This is a genomic window from Amycolatopsis bartoniae, from assembly GCF_014191255.1.
Classification (GTDB): Bacteria; Actinomycetota; Actinomycetes; order Mycobacteriales; family Pseudonocardiaceae; genus Amycolatopsis_E; species Amycolatopsis_E bartoniae.
In genome coordinates this window covers 1,170,039-1,187,657 of the sequence record NZ_JACHWH010000001.1, presented here as the reverse complement: position 1 = coordinate 1,187,657, position 17,619 = coordinate 1,170,039, and the positions used below count along the sequence as shown (strand labels likewise).

The window sequence follows — 17,619 nt, the reverse complement described above, 5'->3', positions numbered from 1 at the left end:
GAGCAGCCGGTGCTGATCGGTCAAGCGGGATGTTCCGCTCACCGAGATGAGCCGGTTTCCGCCGTGTCGCGCCCCTTCAGCGCAGTGTCGCGTGGCTGGGCCGTAGCGCGTCGATCGTGCGGACGCCCAGCAGCTGCATGGTCCGGACGATCTCCGTCCGCAGGATGTCCACGCACCGCTGCACGCCGCGTTCCCCGCCGGCCATCAGGCCGTACAGGTACGCCCGCCCGACGAGGCACGTGGTGGCGCCCTGGGCGATCGCCGCGACGATGTCGCCGCCCGAGAGGATGCCCGTGTCCAGCCACACCTCGGCGTCGCCGTTCACCGCGTCGAGTGTCGGGGGCAGCAGCTCCAGCGGCGTCGGCGCGCGGTCGAGCTGGCGGCCGCCGTGGTTGGACAACAGCACCGCGTCGGCGCCGTGCTTCACCACGTCCCGCGCGTCGTCGGCGTTCTGGATGCCCTTCACCACCAGCTTGCCGGGCCAGTTCTCGCGCACCCACGCCAGGTCGTCGAAGTTCAGCGCCGGGTCGAACATGTGGTTGATCAGCTCGGCGACCGTGCCGCCCCACGACGACAGCGACGCGAACTGCAGCGGCTCGGTGGTGAGCAGGTTGAACCACCACGCCGGGTGCATCGCGCCGTCGAGGAACGTGCGCGGGGTCAGCGTCGGCGGGATCGTCAGGCCGTTGCGCACGTCCCGCATCCGCGCGCCGCCGACGGGGGTGTCGACGGTCAGCAGCAGCGTGTCGAAGCCCGACTCGTGCGCCCGGCGCATCAGGTCCAGCCCCGCGCCGCGATCGCGCCACACGTACAGCTGGAACCACTTGCGGGCCTCGGGCGCGGCCGCCGCGACGTCCTCGATCGAGGTGGTGCCCATCGTCGACAGCGAGACCGGGATGCCCTCGCGCTGCGCGACGTGCGCGACCGCCCGCTCACCCTCGTGGTGCATCACCCGGGTGAACCCGGTGGGCGCGAAGGCGAACGGCAGCGCCGACCGCTTGCCGAGCACCGTGGTGCTCGTGTCCACGTCGGCGACCCCGCGCAACACGTTGGGGTGGAACTCGACCCTGCGGAACGCCTGCCGCGCCCGCCGCAGGCTGTCCTCCAGCTCCGCGGCACCGTCGGTGTAGTCGAACACCGCCCGCGGCGTCCGCAGGCGCGCGATCGTGCGCAGGTCGGGGATCGTGTGGGCGCGGCCGAGCCTGCGCTCGGTGGGGTCCAGCACGAACGGTTTCGGGCGGAGGATCTCGCGTAGTTCGGACGGCTTGGGCAGGCGCCTCTTCGTCAAGTCACTTCCCCTCGAAAGAGTGGGCGGGCATCCGGGGAACCGGATGCCCGCCCACTGGTCACGCGTTGCCGGAGTCGGACAGCTGCGGCCCCGCCGCCGAGACGTCGTGCAGGCGGTACTTGCGCGTCGCCTCCACCACCTTCGCCTGGTCGACCTCGCCGCGGCGGGCGAGCCCGCCCAGGGTGGCGACCACGATCGACTCGGCGTCCACCAGGAAGTGGCGCCGCGCCGCGGGCCGGGTGTCGGAGAAGCCGAACCCGTCGGTGCCCAGCGTGATCATGTCGTTCGGCACCCACGGGCGGATCAGGTCCGGCACCGCCCGCATCCAGTCCGACACCGCCACGATCGGGCCCGCCGCGTCCTGCAGGGCCTGCGTGACGTACGGCACGCGCGGCTCGTCCGCCGGGTGCAGCAGGTTGTCGCGGTCGACCTCGACGGCCTCGCGGCGCAGCTCCGACCACGACGTGGCCGACCACACCGCGGCCCGCACGCCCCACTCCTCGGCGAGCAGGCGCTGCGCCTTGAGCGCGTCCGGCATCGTCACGCCGGACACCAGGATCTGGGCCTGCGGCCCGTCGCCCGCGGGCGCCTCGGCGTAGCGGTACAGGCCCTTGAGCAGCCCGTCCACGTCGAGGTTCTCCGGCTCGGCCGGCTGCTGGTACGGCTCGTTGTAGATCGTCAGGTAGTAGAAGACATTCTCGCCGTTGCCGTCCGGGCCGGTCTCGCCGTACATCCGCCGCAGGCCGTCCCGCACGATGTGCGCGATCTCGAACGACCAGGCCGGGTCGTACGCGACCACGGCCGGGTTGGTGTGCGCCAGCAGCAGCGAGTGCCCGTCGGCGTGCTGCAGACCCTCACCCGTCAGCGTGGTGCGGCCCGCGGTGGCGCCCAGCACGAAGCCGCGCGCCATCTGGTCCGCCGCCGCGTACAGCCCGTCGCCGGTCCGCTGGAAACCGAACATCGAGTAGAAGATGTAGATCGGGATCATCGGCTCGCCGTGCGTGGCGTACGACGTGCCGACCGCGGTGAACGAGGCCGTGGACCCGGCCTCGTTGATGCCCTCGTGCAGCAGCTGGCCGTGCTCGGACTCCTTGTACGCCAGCATCAGGTTGGCGTCCACGGAGGTGTACGTCTGGCCGTGCGGGTTGTAGATCTTGGCCGTCGGGAACATCGAGTCGAGGCCGAAGGTGCGGGCCTCGTCCGGGATGATCGGCACGATCCGCGCGCCGATCTCCTTGTCCTTGGCCAGTTCGCGGACCAGCCGGACGAACGCCATGGTGGTGGCGACCTCCTGCTTGCCCGAGCCCTTGCGGACGGCCTCGTACACCTTGTCGCCCGGCAGCACCAGCGCCTTGGCCCGGTTGGCGCGCCGCTCGGGCAGGAACCCGCCCAGCGCGCGCCGCCGCCCCACCATGTACTCGATCTCGGGCGAGTTCTTGCCCGGGTGGTAGTACGGCGGGAGCTTCGGGTTCTCCTCCAGCTCCTTGTCGCTGATCGGGATGCGCTGCGCGTCGCGGAACAGCTTCAGGTCGTCGAGGGTGAGCTTCTTCATCTGGTGGGTGGCGTTGCGGCCCTCGAAGGACGGGCCGAGGCCGTAGCCCTTGATGGTGTGCGCCAGGATCACCGTCGGCTGGCCGTGGTGCTCCATCGCGGCCTTGTACGCCGCGTACACCTTGCGGTAGTCGTGGCCGCCGCGCTTGAGGTTCCAGATGTCGGCGTCGGACAGGTCCTTGACCAGCTCCTTCGTCCGCGGGTCGCGGCCGAAGAAGTGCTCGCGGACGTAGGCGCCGTCGTTGGCCTTGTACGTCTGGTAGTCACCGTCCGGCGTGGTGTTCATGACGTTGACCAGCGCGCCGTCGCGGTCGGCGGACAGCAGCGCGTCCCACTCGCGGCCCCAGATGACCTTGATCACGTTCCAGCCCGCGCCGCGGAAGTACGCCTCGAGCTCCTGGATGATCTTGCCGTTGCCGCGCACCGGGCCGTCGAGCCGCTGCAGGTTGCAGTTGATGACGAAGGTCAGGTTGTCCAGGCCCTCGCCCGCCGCGACGTGGATCAGGCCGCGCGACTCCGGCTCGTCCATCTCGCCGTCGCCGAGGAACGCCCACACGTGCTGGTCGTCGGTGTCCTTGATGCCGCGGTCGCGCAGGTAGCGGTTCAAGCGCGCCTGGTAGATCGCGTTCATCGGGCCGAGGCCCATGGAGACCGTCGGGTACTCCCAGAAGTCCGGCATGAGCCGCGGGTGGGGGTACGACGGCAGGCCGCCGCCCTCGCCCGCGTGCGAGTACTCCTGGCGGAAGCCGTCGAGCTGCTGCTCCGACAGCCGGCCTTCGAGGTAGGCGCGCGCGTAGATGCCGGGGGAGGCGTGGCCCTGGATGAAGATCTGGTCGCCGCCACCGGAGTGGTCCTTGCCCCGGAAGAAGTGGTTGAAGCCGACCTCGTACAACGCGGCCGAGGAGGCGTACGTGGAGATGTGCCCGCCGACGCCGACGCCGGGCCGCTGCGCCCGGTGCACCATGATCGCGGCGTTCCACCGGATGTAGGCCCGGTACCGGCGCTCGATCTCCTCGTCGCCGGGGAACCAGGGCTCGTTCTCGGTGGGGATGGTGTTCACGTAGTCGGTGGCCGTGAGCGGCGGGACGCCGATGTTGCGCTCACGGGCACGCTCCAGGATCCGCAACATCAGGTAACGAGCCCGCTGCTGTCCGCCACGGGCCAGCGCCTCGTCGAAGGAGTCCAGCCATTCGGCGGTCTCCTCGGGGTCGATGTCCGGCAGGTGCGCGGCCAATCCGTCACGGATGACGCGTACCCGTGCCGGCGCCTGCCGGGTGCCGGCACCAGCGCTAGCGGCCTGGTCTTTTCGGGGGGCCAAGGGATCTCCTCGCCAGTTGTCACTTCGTGTTCAGGGGCCCGCCGGGCAAGGCGGGTCCCTGCTGACATCGTCGTCTTTTTCGGGGCCTCCGTCATCGCTACTGGGCGGTAACGTTTGCCGGTGCCGTGAACGAATTCTCATACTGCGCGCACGCGCGCACGCGCGCGCGACCCCTCCACCCTAGGTCACGGGGTGCCGGGGTGCTCCGAATGCCGGGTCGAAAAGGGGTGCCCGGACGGTTGGGACCCGCTCACCGTGGGAAACGACTTGGGAGAGATCCGGTGTGGACGGTTGCGCCGCGCGCCGCGGGCGTGTTCGCTAGCCCCATCGTGTATCCGAGTGCCCGGGACCGGCCGGTCACCCGTCGTAGTTGGAGGAGTGAAAGCAGTGGTCGCCGCAGGAGACGCTGAAAACCGCAGCGTCGCCGAAAGGCTCGGCATCAAGCCGGACATGGTGGTTCAGGAGATCGGCTGGGACGAGGACGTCGACGACGACCTGCGTGCGGCGGTCGAAGAACAGATCGGCGGCGAGCTCCTCGACGAGGATGCCGACGAGGTCGTCGACGTCGTGCTGCTGTGGTGGCGCGAGGACGACGGCGACCTGGTCGACGCGATCATGGACGCCCGATCGCCGCTGGACGAGAGCGGGGTGATCTGGGTGCTCACCCCCAAGACCGGGCAGCCGGGGCACGTCGAGCCGAGCGAGATCGCGGAGGCGGTGCCGACGGTCGGGCTCGCCCAGACGTCCAACATCAGCGTGGGCCCGAACTGGGCCGGGACCAAACTCGTCTCACCGAAGTCGAAGTCGAAGCGCTGACCGGTAAGGTTGGGCTCGCAGAGGTCAGGCGAGACGGGAGAGGTGTGCCAGTATGGCTGTCGAGGTCGGTTCGAAGGCCCCGGACTTCACGCTCAACGACTACAACAAGCAGCAGGTGAGCCTGTCGTCGTTCCAGGGTGAGAAGCCGGTGCTGCTGGTGTTCTACCCGTTCGCGTTCAGCGGTATCTGCACCGGTGAGCTGTGCCAGCTGCGGGACGAGTTCGACGACTACGACGGCCGCGTGCAGGTGATCGGTGTGTCGGTCGACACGCCGTTCTCGCTCAAGGCGTGGGCCGAGCAGGAGGGCTACCAGTTCCCGCTGCTGTCGGACTTCTGGCCGCACGGCGAGGTGGCGAAGGCGTACGGCGTCTTCAACTCCGACGCGGGTCTGGCACTGCGCGGCACGTTCCTGATCGACAAGGAGGGCGTGGTGCGCTTCGCGGAGGTCAACCAGCCCGGAGAGCCGCGCGACCAGTCGGCGTGGAAGAAGGCGGTCGCCGAACTGGCGGCGTGATCTTTCCCCCGGTGGTGCCTTTGGGGGCGCCACCGGGGCAAGGGCGCATAGCTCAGCGGAAGAGCACTTGCCTTACAAGCAAGGGGTCGCAGGTTCGAACCCTGCTGCGCCCACAGTGTTTACGCAGGTCGGAGGGGGTGTCTCCCGGGTGGGAGGCACCCCCTCCGGCGGATGCCTGACTATCTGCCTGACTACGCCTCGCGGGACCGCCGGGCGAAGATGCGATCCATCGCGGTCGCGCCCTCCTCCATCACAGGCCGGATCTGGTGGCGGTAGACCAGCTCAGTGACAGCGGTGCCGTTGTGGCCGACGAGCCGTGCGATGTCTTCGATCGGGACCTTGGCGCTCGACAGTAGCGAGACGAAGCTGTGGAGTCGGAGCCGCCAAACGCTGATGGAGCGTGGAACCGGCGGTACGGCGTTGTTGTCGCCATTCAAATCGAGGTGATCCCAGGTCGGTGCTCGCAGTTCTTCCGTTCGAGCGCCGATCAGCATTCTCGGCCGCTTGCAGCACCTTGATTGCTTGATCGAAGGTGAGCGCTTTCGAGGGGCGTCCATCCCGCCCGGCGGGCACGTCGCACAGGTCCACCACGTTTCGTTTCACCTTGTCGCGCTTCATCGCCCGCTTGACTGAGCGGTTGAGTATGGAGTGGAGCATTCGTAGAGTCCTCGTGCTGAGCACTGTTGCCCGGTCGGCTAGCCACTTCTCGACCTCTTCGGCGGCCAGTTCGCGAAGCTTCCTCGCGCCGATGTGCGGGTTGATGTGTCGATCCACCTGGTATCGATAGGTCTTGATGGTGTCCTCGTCGCGACCACTCAGGCCGTAGGTCATCCAGTCTTCGACAGCTTGGCCAACGGTGTAGGCGTGGTCTGCGATCGGCACGCCGTCGTCAAGGTCTCGAATCAGCTCTTTGAGCTTCTCTTCGGCCCAGGTCTTGGTCCCAGCGGTGGCTGTCTTGACCTTTCGCTTGCCGGAGGCCGTGTATCCAACCGTGATTTCAGCGATCCATCGTTGCCGTGTTTCGAACCAACGGATCCCGCCGTCACCTTTGCTACGCCGCTTCGCCACCGAGAGCAGGCGGCCGGAGCGGATCTGCTCGTAGATGACGGATCAGCTCATCGAGAGCAGCCGCATGGCTTCTTCGACCCGGTAGAGCACCGGTTCGGGCACCGGCTGCGGCGTGTCCATCGCGTTCCCCCTTTGTCTGGCGGTCGGCTGGGCGGGCGTGACGGGCGGGTGTGGTGTCACTCGGGCCGTCACAGGTGTTCTCCCTGGTCAGGGTCGGGTGAGTGACGGAGTGACAGCTGTGACGCCTCCGGGGTGGTGTCGCTGTCACTGCCGCCGGGCGGGAAGTAGGCGCCGTTCGGCGCGGCGTGCAGCTGGCTGTCCTTGGCCATGCGCGAGCAGGTCTGGCGCACGGTTGGGCTTGAGCTGCAGTGCGTCGGCGATGGCCGTGGGCCTGCTGCCGGGGTGGTCGCGCACGAAGCGGGCGATGAGGGCGCGGGTGTCGTGCAGCTGGTAGTCGCCGGCGGGGCCGTCGAGCTTGGCCCAGGCGCCGCAGGTGGCGTCGAAGCTCATGGCGTACTCGGCTTCTTCGACGTCGCGGCCGGTCACGTGCAGCACGCCGTCCGCCTGGCCGCGGGAGCGCTTGAGCACCAACGTGGCATCCACCCGCACCGGTCAGGCCGCTCGTGCCGGACACGAGGTCCTGGAAGTCGTCGGCGGACTGCTTGCGCACGTGGTGGATGAGCAGGAACGGCACGCCGTAGTGGTCGGCGAGCGTCTTGAACCGCACGGCGGCGGCGTAGGCGGACATGCCGTGCGGGTCGGCGCCGCGCATCTTGGCGAAGGTGTCGATGATGACCAGCCGGGCGTGCGGGTTGGCGTCGAGCCACTCGCACAGCAGGGCCTCGCCGCCGTGCGCATCGTCGGGCACGCGGTCTCCAGCGTCAGCAGCGACGTGGCCCGGCCTCCGGCCGCGAGCATCTGCCGACGTCGACGCTGCAGGCGCCGTCCGGTGTCCTCCAGCGCGCAGTAGAGGCCCGGTCCGCGCTCGACTTCGGTGGCGTTGAGCGCGGGGTCGCACGGCCCACCGCGGCTCGGGGAAGTCGACGGCCATGAGTTCGGCGTCGGTCCAGCGCGTCTTGCGCGGGCTGCTCCGGCACCGAGGACAGGGCACGAGGGGCGGGCATGATCAGTTGCTCCGTTCGGTGGCATGCGACCAAGATTCCGACGTGTGAGGCTCGACGACATGCCGATAGAGCCACCACATCCCAATTCGATCCCCGTAGCGCTGGCGGGAGCGGTGGTCACAACCGTGGGGACTGCCGGTGAGGTGACGTTCTGGGCAGTGTGGTCCGACGGTCTGGTGTGCTGGACGCAAGGGCTGCTCACACTGATCTTTGGCGTGTGGGCGGTGTACTTCTGGTGGCGCTATGTGCGCCTTCGTCGCGACCGAAACAGGCACGGTGGTGTCTCCTCCCCGGGTGAGTGATCAGGCGATGGGGCGGGGCCGGTTGTGTCCGGCGCGAGGCCGGAGGCGATCGTTTGCCGCGCCTGGTGTTCGCTGTAGGCGCCTTCCGCGATGTGCCGTCCGGCGGCGGTGAGCAATACAGCCTCGTGGTCCTGTTCGGACAGTGCGCCTCCGGCCACGAGGTGCCCGAGCGCGACGGCGGCGGCGCAGAGAGTGGCGTTGCGCTGGCCCCGGGCGCCTGGCGGGCCTTCGCTGCCTCCGCGCGAACGGCGGCGTCGAGGTAGCGGGGGCGAGGCGCAGTCGGCCGAATAGGCGCGGCTGGTGCAGGCGGTGGCAGGGCCGGTGTGAGCCGTTCGGCCACACGCGGCGAATGCTCATCCAGTTCTTCCGCGACCAGGTGGTGCCGCTGCTGCGGAAACACCACCCCGAGCCCATCCGGCGGGAGATCTTCGGCGCAGCCGCGGAGGTCGCTCAGCTGCTCGGCTGGAGCGCGTACGACGCCGGGCGCCACGGTGTGGCGATGCGCTACTTCACCCCGCGGTGAGTTTTGCGAGAGCAGCCCAGAGCGCAACGCTCCGTCGGGCGACGAACACCGTGTCCGCGATGTTCCTGGCGATGGAAGCGCGCGCTCTGGCGAGTCTCGCGGACAAGTCCGGCACTGCTGCAGCGCTGAACCGCGCGGAACAAGCGTTCGAGACCCGGAACCTCGGGGCGGACCCGGAATGGGTCAGTTACTTCGACGCGCTGGAGTTGGCCGGTGAGGGGTCGCACTGCTTCCGTGACCTCGGCGACGGGCACCGCGCGAAGTACTTCACGGCGCAGGCGATTGATCCGGTGCTGACACCACCGAGGACGCGCGCGTTCATCCAGACGGTCTCGGCGGCTGGATCGCTCGCCAACGGCGAGCGACACGAGGGCGTGGCGCTCGCTACGGAGGCCGTCGAACTCGCCGACGGCCTGCAGTCGATGCGGTACCTGCGGTACCTGACCGACTTTTGTAAGGCGCTGAGGTCGGTGAAGGCGGAGCGCGAGCTGTCCCAGAACTTCGATCAGCTGTTGAAGGCGCGCTACCCCAAGCTGGCCTTGCCGCCCGCGGCTTGAGCGCTCAGAACGCGCGCCAGTTGCCCGTGGCCTCGCCGGTGCGGATGGTGTGCATCCGGGTCTCGAACTCGGCCTTGATCTCCGGGGAGTTGTTGGCGTTCTGCATGATCCACGTGGTCATCTTGATCTCATGGGTCGCGCGCAGAGTCGGGAAGCCGTCCCAGTCCGTCCACCATCCGGCGGTCACGTACTCAGTCGCCGTCGTCGAGAGGTCCCACTCGGGCTGTCCCCAGGAGAAGTTCTCGAAGTCGATGAGAACGGGACCGCGTCGCTGATCATCATGTTCTTGATGTGCGCGTCGCCGTGGATGGCGCACTCATCCAGTGGGAACTGGAGCTGGGAGACCGCCTCCTGCAGCTCCTCGCATCGCTGCAACAGCAGCTCCTTGTCGTCGTCCGAGACGGGAGAAGCTGTCACGCGCGGCCGGACCCGAGACAGGATGTCGGTCCGCGGAAGGTGGAACTCGGTGGGGGAGGGCAGCTGGTGCAGCTGGCGCAGAGCCTTCCCGAGCGCGGCGATGTCATCCGGCATGGCCACGTCACCGGGGGATGAACTCCCAGAAGGTCACTGGGTGGCCGGCCGCGAACAGCGGCTGTTCGGCAGGAGGAGACAGTCGCCCGGCGGGGAAGTCCTGCGTCGTCAACCAGCGGGCTACTGCCACTTCCTTCTCGATCGTCGACCAGTAGTCCATCCTCCTGCGATCCGAACGACGATGGGCGCAGACGCAAGCCGGTAGAGCGCGTTTTCGCCGAGACGCATCAGAGTTGCCCCCTGCCAGTCCACACCCGCGATCCGACAGGCTGTATCGAGGACGGCCCGGGTGGACTCGGCGGTGAATGCTGGCACGGCGTGCGTCATCCAGCCTCCCTGTCGTGCGGTCGAGGCCAGATTACGGGGGAGATCGTCAGGGCGTGCGTTGTCCAGGAAGCCGCTGGTCTCGGCGACGGCAGCATCGCTGAGCAAGCTTGAGGAGGTGGCCAGCGTGGTGACATAGGTGCCCTTCGAGCGGACTGTGATCACGAGACCGCGGTACTTGAGCAGCCGTGTGGCATGTCGCGCGGTGCCCAAGGAGACGCCGTACTCCTCCGCCAACCGGCGTTCGTTGGGGAGCGGATAGTTGGGCCGCAGCTCGCCGCGCTTGATGCGCTCGGTCAGATGCTCGGCCATCTTCTCGTAGAGCGTGCCGGGAATCTCCGGCTCCAACTCCTCGAACAGGGTCATCAGCACTCCAGGGATTCGGTGGACTCCACTCGGCCGCAACCCACCACGGCGCGACGCGCTCGTGAGGCGGCGACAGCACGCCCTAGGTACCTATAGGAACCCACTAGTACCGAGGTGTGAATGCAGGAGGATGACGCTGCATAGCGTTGCGACATGTCATGGCACGACCGCTCTGGCCGCATCGACCACCACGGACCGGAGTACGTCTGGGCCCAGATCGCCGACGACATCCGCCGCGACATCGAATCCGGCGCTCTACCTGCAGGATCGAAGCTACCCGGCGGCCCGGAGCTGGCGGAGATCTACGGCGTCGCGAAGGCGACCGCTGCGCGGGCGATCACGGCGCTGCGGGAGGAAGGCGTGGTGACCGTGGTCCTCGGGCGCGGTACGTTGGTCACCCGGAAGGGGTAGGGGACGGTCGCGACCACCTGTGGGTAGCGCCACGGCTTTGGTTCAGCGCGAGTTGGCCAATACTGCGATCTGGCGTTCAGAGTTCATCTTTATTGCAGGGGACGCCTGCAAGCTGCGGCGCGGCGATTCGCCGGAGGCGAGGCAGCTCCGCAGCCGCCGCAAGACAAGCCGGCGAGCGTGTCCTCGTCGGCGGGCAGGTGTGGGATGACGAGGGGAGGACACGTATGGTTGCTCTGGCAGAGCTAGGTACTCGCCGGTCATCCCGTCGCCGACCTGATGGCAACCACGTCCGGTCAGACCGCAACTTGGCCACCCCGGGGGCAGTTGAGCGCGGCGGTTGCGGCACGACGGAACGTCCACCGACCGACGGGATGATCACAAGGCCGCGATTATTTGAACCAAGACTCCTGATTTGCTATGCGGAGAACGGCCTTGGCTTTCGGCGCCGCATAGTCAACTGCATCGAATGCTGGTCCGACGATCGACAACGGCAAAATGTCGCTATTTTCTAGTATAGTCCTGGCTGGTATCTTGCGAAGCTTTCTTCGATCAACTCCGAACTCCCAACCTCCGTAGGGAAGAAGGCTGCCAAACCTGGCGCACGCCTTCAATGTCTCAAGGTCCATCAAATTCGACTCTCCATCGAATAAGAAGCGGTCGCCCACTAATGGGAGGATCTCATGGGCAACTATGCCATCCTGCACATAATCGCTGAAAAAATCATCTATAATCTGAAGTTGAGTCGCTTTATCGGACCGTCGGATAGTTAACAAAAGCACGGCGACTGAACGCCCTCTTAGACTGGTCAAGACTTGGTGGGTTTGGAGCCTCTTGCTCAATAGCTTGGAATATGAGTAAGCGCTGTTCATCGTATTTAGTAGTATCCAAGCGTCACTGCTATCCAGGGCCGCCAGAGCGTCCTCGATGCGAGGCAGCAGCTGGGCGAATACATCTGGCGAAGTCCATACGCATACGCCGGTCAGCCAAATTCGACGATCAGCAATCGTCGAGCATTGCTCATATTCGTTTGCCCACCATTGAGCATCATTGCCCTTCCATCTGATCATCCTGAATCGTTTCGGCAAACTAGCGTCCTCGTCAAACAGACTCGTGACACCCTTAGCTCTTTCCTTTGGAGAAACGATCGCTGCGGCCTCGCAGCTGATTGTGATGGTGGACCAGCTGCGCCCGAACTCACGCTCCAATGTGTCGACACAATGTACCCAGGGGGCGAGTGACGTACGCGCCATCCCTCCATCCAGATATTCCTCTATTTCCGTGAAAATTTCCAGGGCGCGTCTTCCTCCTTCATTGAGATCTCGGGAAGATGCTTCCCCGGAAAGCCGAGACCCGAACATGCGGGTGGCGGACCGTCCGTGGCGCAGATCGTCAATCCACACCGTGGGGTGTGCTCGGAGCAGCAATAGCGCTGAGGGGCAGTCCGGATGCATCGAAGGAGGTCGGATTGTCCCTAAATCGAGGATACGACACATGGCCTCCCGCCAAGCCCCGGCTTGCATCCCATCCATGGATTCCGCATATGACAGCGTCATCACACGCAATAGCTTCGCAAGCTCTATTCTGTTAAGCTTGCCAACAACTTCTTCAAATCGCTCCATCGAATCAGTGTCGTTTGCGGAAAGTAGTCCACGTATCAAAACCCACCGGGCATCTTTCCGTCCATTACCCTCACGGAAAGAAGGATTCCCGTCGACGAAACGACGCAAACTTTCAGGTTCAGATACGGATTCGAGCAAGGCACACAAGGGTTCCAGTCGATCAGTCGAAAGATGCCTTACGATCTCGGACTGCAAGATTTCCTGCGCGCGATCGGCCCCGCCAGAGCCAACTGGAAGGTAGAAGCTCGAGTTCTCGAACATGTCTATAACGGGGTTCCTAATAACTGAGGCAGCCCAAGCCATTCCTTGTTTTGTGAACAGCGCGTCTACTACCATTCGAGCAGCTTTCGGTGATTGAGAAAAGACCCAGTCTTGAAGCAACGAAAGCGCAAGCCTCCGAGGATACGTTACGCCATCCCGCTCGGACTGTTCAAGTAGGTCGCAAACCCTATGGGCAAGGTCAAATAGCTCACCTTTAGAGAAGAAGCCCGCATAGAATCGGGTGACGTTCAACCAATAAGGGTTGTTAGCAATACCGTCGAAACGGTCAGGCTTCGTTCCTTTGCGTTCCCGTCCGGGCGGGGAGTAAGGGGCAGTGTGGTAAAGATAATGCCCTGCGAAATATTCTCGAAGCGGTTGGACTTCGAACTCCAGTGTCCCTTCGACCCGAGAAACAAGTGCAACTACGCGCTCAACTACTGCCTTGAAGATCTTGTCGACAATAGACGTATCTTGTTCTTCTCTCTCAAGATAGTCAACTAAAAGCTGCCGCAAATTCTCATTTGAGATGCGCCCGGAAGACCTATTTCCTTCGGCATTTGCATGAAGGTAGTAGCCCAAGTAACCATGCAGCTCCATCAACAGATCTCGATGTTCCCGTACACTCGGATCCTTGTCCGACTCTCGGCTCAAGAACTGTTCGAGGTAAGCCGTATAAAGTTCGGTACGCTTGTCTGGCAGGCTGGATCCGCGTGAGGAGATTAGCGTCAGGAGAATCGTTAGCTGCATCGTGTTTTTAGCTAGTTCCGCCATATGAGGTGATTGAAGTTTCGTGCGAAGAATCGAATCGATCTCCGCTCTCACATCTTCACGAATCCCCCGGGCAGTTGACCACTTGCGCGCATACTGAAACGCAAGATTCGGATCTATTGACGCAAGGCTATAGTATTGGAATTTTTCCGGCGAAAAAGTTGGCGCGTTCGAGAGCGCGGTTGGTCTACTGGTTACGATTACTACCAAGTTTCCTGGCGTCCCACTTAGTCGCGTAATGGCAGCCTCAACTTCTTCGACTACCCTTTTTCGATCGTCCAGGTCTGCAACCTCATCGAGTGCATCTAGGCATAAAAGAATAGGAATTGATTGCATGAGCGAATGTACATGCTCGACCGAGAATTGGCGCCCTCCCGAGTAGCGCCTGATATGGCCGGCGATCGCTGATTCGAGTGATTCTGTCTGCCCGTGCCGCGCGTCGGTGTCGCGATTCCAGGGGTCTACGCCCTTTAGCCAAACTGCGATATCTCTAAGTTCTAGCTTAATCGGGAGAAATATGGGCCCGGAGGTGTGCGTCTTGGGTAGTTGTGCTAACGCTTCTAGCTTGCCTAGATATCGCGCTCGCTGTATCTGCGACAGGTACTGGGTTAGCGTGGTCTTTCCTTGCCCTGGTGCACCCTCTATGACTACCTGCGGTACCTGTGTAAGGTGAATCATGTCGGCAAAAAGACCAGAGGCGCCAATTCCCTCACTAACCCGTCGATACGCCTGAATAGCCGCCTCCTCTGGCTCCAGCCTCCTTAAGGCGCGACCTATCCTCGTGACTGTGTCAACATATGTTTGCGAGAATCTTGGCGCTCCCCGCTTCCGCGGTGAGGGGACAGCTGGCACATCGATATAAAGGTCGAACAGCTTGGTTGACAACATGTCAACTTGCTTGAAGCGAAGAAATTCATCCGCCTCGAATTGGTTTCTTAGGTACGTTTCTATCGTCGCACGCGCCTCGGATAGAATATGAGTGTCACTCGCCCGATCCCAGATGAGCCGAAGGAGATCAGGTCCGGTTAGTAGATGCGGGAAACGCAGTTTGAGGTCGAACTCGCCATCGAGTCGGCGATCTAGGTCGTCCCGCCATAGGCATTGAAACGGGATCGATAAAACTTCTTTGGCGAAGGAATTGACTTTGTCGATCGTCCCGGATTCGAGATGTGACGTCGCCGGGAGGTTTGTTACCAGGTAGTATTTCCGTGCCCCGCGCTCGGCTAGACGGCGCACTTTCGTGACCTCGCCCTCAATAGCCTTCTTGACCCACTCGTATTTATCGCTGATTGTTGATGGATCACGCGCGAATTTTACCTGAAAAATAATGGAGTCATTTTCACTTGTGTCGCCCGCTGTGGCGTCGCGGCCGCCGTCGGGCATTCCAACCGGGAAGCACTGCAAGTTTGGGTGCTGCTTCAGTAGTAAGGCTTGCACAAGGTGCTGAAAATGTTCATCTAGTAGTGCTTCGTAGTCGTACGAAGGTCCCCGCCGTGTCCGCGTCTGATGGATGGTGTTCGTTTCGCTCACCGTGCCTGCCTCCTCGCTCTCGCTCTGGCAACAGCCTACAATTGGATCGTGCTGCAGGAGGCGACTGTTACATTTACGTTGCCGATGACGCTGTGTTTGCATGGGGATAAATGAGAGGCTGTCGGCGCTGGTCTATTAAGAAGGTCATGGCCGTCGCGGTGGCCCACCGTACGTCTGCCAGAACCACCCTCAGGCCGCCTGTTTCAATCAGTGTTCTGGCCAGGCGCGTACTTGCTTGCTGCTGTCTGCCGGGGGTAATCCGCTCCCGAGGGACAGATTCGGAACAGATGGGTCTGCTGGTGGGTGTCAGTCGGGTGCTTCCGGTGCTCGACCGGCGGCATCGACAGGCGAGAACAGGGTCGACATTTGTAAAGTGGCGCGATTCTCGACCCCAGTTGTGGGCGGACAGTAGAGCACAGGGACGGACGCTGCTCGGGAGGGCGGCGGGCTTCTGAACTGCTAATTCCCGTCAGTAAGCTGCCTTACAAGCAAGGGGTCGCAGGTTCGAACCCTGCTGCGCCCACAGTGTTTGGCCTGCCGGAACCGGTGCGGCCCGAGAGCAACCACGTACCGCGTGGGCAGCGCAACACGGCACCTGTACACCGGGGGCATTCAAACGGCTGCTCGTGTCGATTGTGCCTAGGGTTGGTCGTCGCCGTTGGTGGCCAGCCTTTGGTGAGCTCTCCCGAGTGGGAGGCACCACCAGCCCGCCCTACGGGGACGTTCTCGCGCGGAGGGCCTGCAGGATCAGGTCGAGGCCGAACTCGTGGCGGTCCGCGAAGCTGCCTCCGGTCAGGTGGTGCAGCGTGCGCGCCAGTGCGGGGTACGCGCCGGTCGTTGCCGCGGCTGTCAGTTCGTCCTTTGCGGCCGGGGCGTTCTGCTCCTCCGCCACCAGGCCCAGCGTGAAGTACACGATCGTCCAGAGGGTCCACGCCGCGTCCGCCTCCGCGCAGCCCGATTCCAGTAGCGCCGTGAGCAGGGCCTCCGCGACGGCCAGTGTGTTCGGCTCCGCGGCGTACGTGCCCGCCACCACGGCCGCGCCGTCGCGGTGCCTCAGCAGCGCCGCGCGGTAGCGGTGGGCCAGTTCGCGCACCCGCGGTTCCCACGCCTTCGGCAGCCGGGTCAGGGAGACCCCGCCCACGATCGCGTCCGCCATCAGCGCCTGCAGGCCTGCCTTCGACCCGACGTGCCAGGACACCGTGTTCAGCCGCACGCCCATCCGGTCCGCGACCGCGCGCAGGCTCACCCCTTCGGCGCCCTTCTCCTGCAACAGCTCCAGCGCCGCCCGCGCGATCTCGTCCCGCCGCTCCGTGCTCACAGGCCGAGCCTACCACCCACTCTTGTTCACTGACCAAGAAACGCGCTAGCCTTGGTCACTGACCAAGAGGAGGAGTCATGAACCCAGTCGTCATCGCCGGGGCCGGACCGGTCGGCCTGTGGCTCGCGGCGGAACTGCGCCTGGCCGGGGTCGGCGTCACCGTGCTCGAACCGCGGCTCGCCCCCGACCCGCATTCCAAGGCGCTCACGATCCACCCGCGCACGATCGAACTGTTCGCGTGCCGAGGTCTCGCGGACCGGTTCCTCGGCGAGGGCTTCAGAATTCCCAGCGGTCACTTCGCGAGCCTCGACCACCGGCTCGATTTCGGTGTGCTGGACACGGATTTCCGCTTCACGCTGGCGATCCCGCAGGCACGCACCGAGGAGTTGCTGGAGGAACACGCCCGTGTGTCCGGAGTGGACCTGAAACGCGGCCATCGGCTTCTTTCCTTGAGCGACAACGAGAACTCCGTCGTGATCGACGCCGAAGGGCCGGACGGCGCCTACCGGCTCGAGGCCGAATACGTCGTCGGCTGCGACGGCACGCGCAGCACCGTCCGACAGGCGGCCGGTATCGCGTTCCCCGGCACCTCGTACAGCGTCCTCGGCTGGCTCGCCGACGTCTCACTCGATTTCCCGCCGCCGGGTGGGGCTTTCAGCGCCGGCAACGGCAACGGTGGGTTGATGGTCGTGCCGCTGCCGGATGGGAAGTACCGCCTGGTCGGGTCCGCGCCGGAGGACGTGCGCGGGGACTGGCCGGGCGACCTGACCCTCGACGAGGTGCGCGGGAAGGCCGTCGCGGCGGCCGGCACCGACTTCGGCGCGCACTCGCCGGTCTGGCTTTCCCGCTTCACCAACGCCGCGCGGCAGGCGGAGCGCTACCGGGCCGGCCGCGTCCTGCTGGCCGGGGACGCCGCGCACCAGCACATGCCGGCCGGAGGGGTCGGGCTCAACGTGGGCGTGCAGGACGCGATGAACCTCGGCTGGAAGCTCGCCGCCGCCGTCAAGGGCGAAGCGGACCTCCTCGACACCTACCACGACGAGCGACACGCGGTCGGGGTCGATCTCCTGGAGAGCACGCAGGCGCAGACCTCGTTGATGACCGCGTTCTCACCAGACGGGCAGCAGTTGCGCGGCCTGCTGTCGAAACTGCTTGCCGAACACCCGTCGTTCGCGCGCGGCCTGGCGGAACGGTTGTCCGGCCTGTCGGTGCGCTACCCGGCCGGTGACGGTCACCCGCTGACCGGCGTACGCGCGCCGAACCTGCGTTTCGCCGATGGCACAACGCTTTTCGACCGGCTCCGCTCGGGGCGACACGTCACGGTGGACTTCCGCCATGACGAGCTCGCGGAGGACCGGGCGGAGTGGAAGGGGTTGACCACGGCGACAATCCGTCCCGACGGTCACGTCGCGTCCGCGGCTTGAGCGCGG

The 17,619-nt window shown here is 65.0% G+C and carries 16 protein-coding genes, 1 tRNA gene and 1 pseudogene; 7 read left to right on the top strand and 11 right to left on the bottom strand.

Annotated elements, in window-relative coordinates:
- Nucleotides 1–76: 76 nt before the first annotated feature.
- Nucleotides 77–1,288 carry an alpha-hydroxy acid oxidase gene (locus FHX82_RS05830; protein WP_145936739.1) on the bottom strand — a complete coding sequence of 404 codons (1,212 nt, stop codon included), beginning with the start codon at nt 1,286–1,288 and terminating at the stop codon, nt 77–79.
- Nucleotides 1,289–1,346: 58 nt separating this feature from the next.
- Complete coding sequence (gene aceE, locus FHX82_RS05825; protein ID WP_145936738.1) at nt 1,347–4,157, bottom strand: pyruvate dehydrogenase (acetyl-transferring), homodimeric type; 2,811 nt, start codon at nt 4,155–4,157, stop codon at nt 1,347–1,349.
- Nucleotides 4,158–4,544: 387 nt separating this feature from the next.
- Between aceE and FHX82_RS05820 the strand changes: the two genes are divergently transcribed.
- From FHX82_RS05820 to FHX82_RS05810, 3 genes are all read left to right on the top strand, one after another.
- The gene (locus FHX82_RS05820) at nt 4,545–4,973 is read left to right on the top strand and encodes a DUF3052 domain-containing protein (RefSeq protein ID WP_145936737.1); all 429 of its coding nucleotides are present in this window, start codon (nt 4,545–4,547) and stop codon (nt 4,971–4,973) included.
- A 52-nt stretch (nt 4,974–5,025) separates the two neighbouring features.
- Entirely contained in the window at nt 5,026–5,487 is a 462-nt protein-coding gene (locus FHX82_RS05815) for a peroxiredoxin (protein ID WP_145936736.1), read from the top strand.
- Nucleotides 5,488–5,528: 41 nt separating this feature from the next.
- A tRNA-Val gene (locus FHX82_RS05810) sits at nt 5,529–5,600 on the top strand.
- Between the two features lie 169 nt (nt 5,601–5,769).
- On the opposite strand, the gene FHX82_RS36820 is transcribed toward FHX82_RS05810, so the two are convergent.
- The 4 genes and pseudogenes from FHX82_RS36820 to FHX82_RS37635 all read right to left on the bottom strand — a co-directional run.
- Complete coding sequence (locus FHX82_RS36820; RefSeq protein ID WP_229881474.1) at nt 5,770–6,555, bottom strand: hypothetical protein; 786 nt, start codon at nt 6,553–6,555, stop codon at nt 5,770–5,772.
- Nucleotides 6,556–6,597: 42 nt separating this feature from the next.
- On the bottom strand, nt 6,598–6,747 hold the full coding sequence (locus FHX82_RS37645; protein ID WP_183176491.1) for a hypothetical protein: 150 nt from the start codon (nt 6,745–6,747) through the stop codon (nt 6,598–6,600).
- 72 nt (nt 6,748–6,819) lie between these two features.
- Nucleotides 6,820–7,143, bottom strand: coding sequence for a hypothetical protein (locus FHX82_RS37640; RefSeq protein ID WP_311733300.1), 324 nt, complete (start codon nt 7,141–7,143; stop codon nt 6,820–6,822).
- A 127-nt stretch (nt 7,144–7,270) separates the two neighbouring features.
- Nucleotides 7,271–7,606: pseudogene (locus FHX82_RS37635) on the bottom strand (hypothetical protein); the annotation flags it as partial.
- 724 nt (nt 7,607–8,330) lie between these two features.
- Here FHX82_RS37635 and FHX82_RS05790 point away from each other — a divergent pair.
- Together FHX82_RS05790 and FHX82_RS05785 are read left to right on the top strand one after the other, a co-directional pair.
- Nucleotides 8,331–8,504 carry a hypothetical protein gene (locus tag FHX82_RS05790; RefSeq protein WP_183176490.1) on the top strand — a complete coding sequence of 58 codons (174 nt, stop codon included), beginning with the start codon at nt 8,331–8,333 and terminating at the stop codon, nt 8,502–8,504.
- A complete protein-coding gene (locus FHX82_RS05785) occupies nt 8,501–9,061 on the top strand; it encodes an NsdA family TPR-like regulatory protein (RefSeq protein WP_512698862.1) in 561 nt (186 codons plus the stop codon). The genes FHX82_RS05790 and FHX82_RS05785 overlap by 4 nt, the downstream gene beginning before the upstream one ends.
- A gap of 4 nt (nt 9,062–9,065) precedes the next feature.
- Here the strand turns inward: FHX82_RS05785 and FHX82_RS05780 are convergent, their stop codons facing one another.
- The 3 genes from FHX82_RS05780 to FHX82_RS37630 all read right to left on the bottom strand — a co-directional run bounded on the left by FHX82_RS05780 (nt 9,066) and on the right by FHX82_RS37630 (nt 10,282).
- A complete protein-coding gene (locus FHX82_RS05780) occupies nt 9,066–9,248 on the bottom strand; it encodes a hypothetical protein (RefSeq protein WP_145936734.1) in 183 nt (60 codons plus the stop codon).
- A complete protein-coding gene (locus FHX82_RS37965) occupies nt 9,245–9,592 on the bottom strand; it encodes a phosphotransferase (protein ID WP_145936733.1) in 348 nt (115 codons plus the stop codon). The genes FHX82_RS05780 and FHX82_RS37965 overlap by 4 nt, the downstream gene beginning before the upstream one ends.
- Nucleotides 9,593–9,712: 120 nt before the next feature.
- On the bottom strand, nt 9,713–10,282 hold the full coding sequence (locus FHX82_RS37630; protein ID WP_145936732.1) for a winged helix-turn-helix domain-containing protein: 570 nt from the start codon (nt 10,280–10,282) through the stop codon (nt 9,713–9,715).
- 153 nt (nt 10,283–10,435) lie between these two features.
- Between FHX82_RS37630 and FHX82_RS05765 the strand changes: the two genes are divergently transcribed.
- Nucleotides 10,436–10,693, top strand: coding sequence for a GntR family transcriptional regulator (locus FHX82_RS05765; protein WP_145936731.1), 258 nt, complete (start codon nt 10,436–10,438; stop codon nt 10,691–10,693).
- Between the two features lie 389 nt (nt 10,694–11,082).
- On the opposite strand, the gene FHX82_RS05760 is transcribed toward FHX82_RS05765, so the two are convergent.
- Nucleotides 11,083–14,871, bottom strand: a complete 3,789-nt coding sequence (locus FHX82_RS05760) for an NACHT domain-containing protein (RefSeq protein WP_145936730.1) — start codon at nt 14,869–14,871, stop codon at nt 11,083–11,085.
- Nucleotides 14,872–15,583: 712 nt separating this feature from the next.
- Entirely contained in the window at nt 15,584–16,189 is a 606-nt protein-coding gene (locus FHX82_RS05755; RefSeq protein ID WP_229881478.1) for a TetR/AcrR family transcriptional regulator C-terminal domain-containing protein, read from the bottom strand.
- A gap of 77 nt (nt 16,190–16,266) precedes the next feature.
- Between FHX82_RS05755 and FHX82_RS05750 the strand changes: the two genes are divergently transcribed.
- Nucleotides 16,267–17,613: an FAD-dependent monooxygenase gene (locus tag FHX82_RS05750; RefSeq protein ID WP_145936729.1), complete on the top strand. Its 1,347-nt coding sequence runs from the start codon at nt 16,267–16,269 to the stop codon at nt 17,611–17,613.
- Nucleotides 17,614–17,619 lie beyond the last annotated feature (6 nt).

Bases quoted from the DNA above. Each gene is read 5' to 3' on its own strand.
- FHX82_RS37630 (WP_145936732.1), bottom strand. From the start codon at position 10,282: ATGACCCTGTTCGAGGAGTTGGAGCCGGAGATTCCCGGCACGCTCTAC.
- FHX82_RS05790 (WP_183176490.1), top strand. From the start codon at position 8,331: ATGCTCATCCAGTTCTTCCGCGACCAGGTGGTGCCGCTGCTGCGGAAA.
- FHX82_RS05765 (WP_145936731.1), top strand. From the start codon at position 10,436: ATGTCATGGCACGACCGCTCTGGCCGCATCGACCACCACGGACCGGAG.
- FHX82_RS05750 (WP_145936729.1), top strand. From the start codon at position 16,267: ATGAACCCAGTCGTCATCGCCGGGGCCGGACCGGTCGGCCTGTGGCTC.
- FHX82_RS05815 (WP_145936736.1), top strand. From the start codon at position 5,026: ATGGCTGTCGAGGTCGGTTCGAAGGCCCCGGACTTCACGCTCAACGAC.
- FHX82_RS37965 (WP_145936733.1), bottom strand. From the start codon at position 9,592: ATGCCGGATGACATCGCCGCGCTCGGGAAGGCTCTGCGCCAGCTGCAC.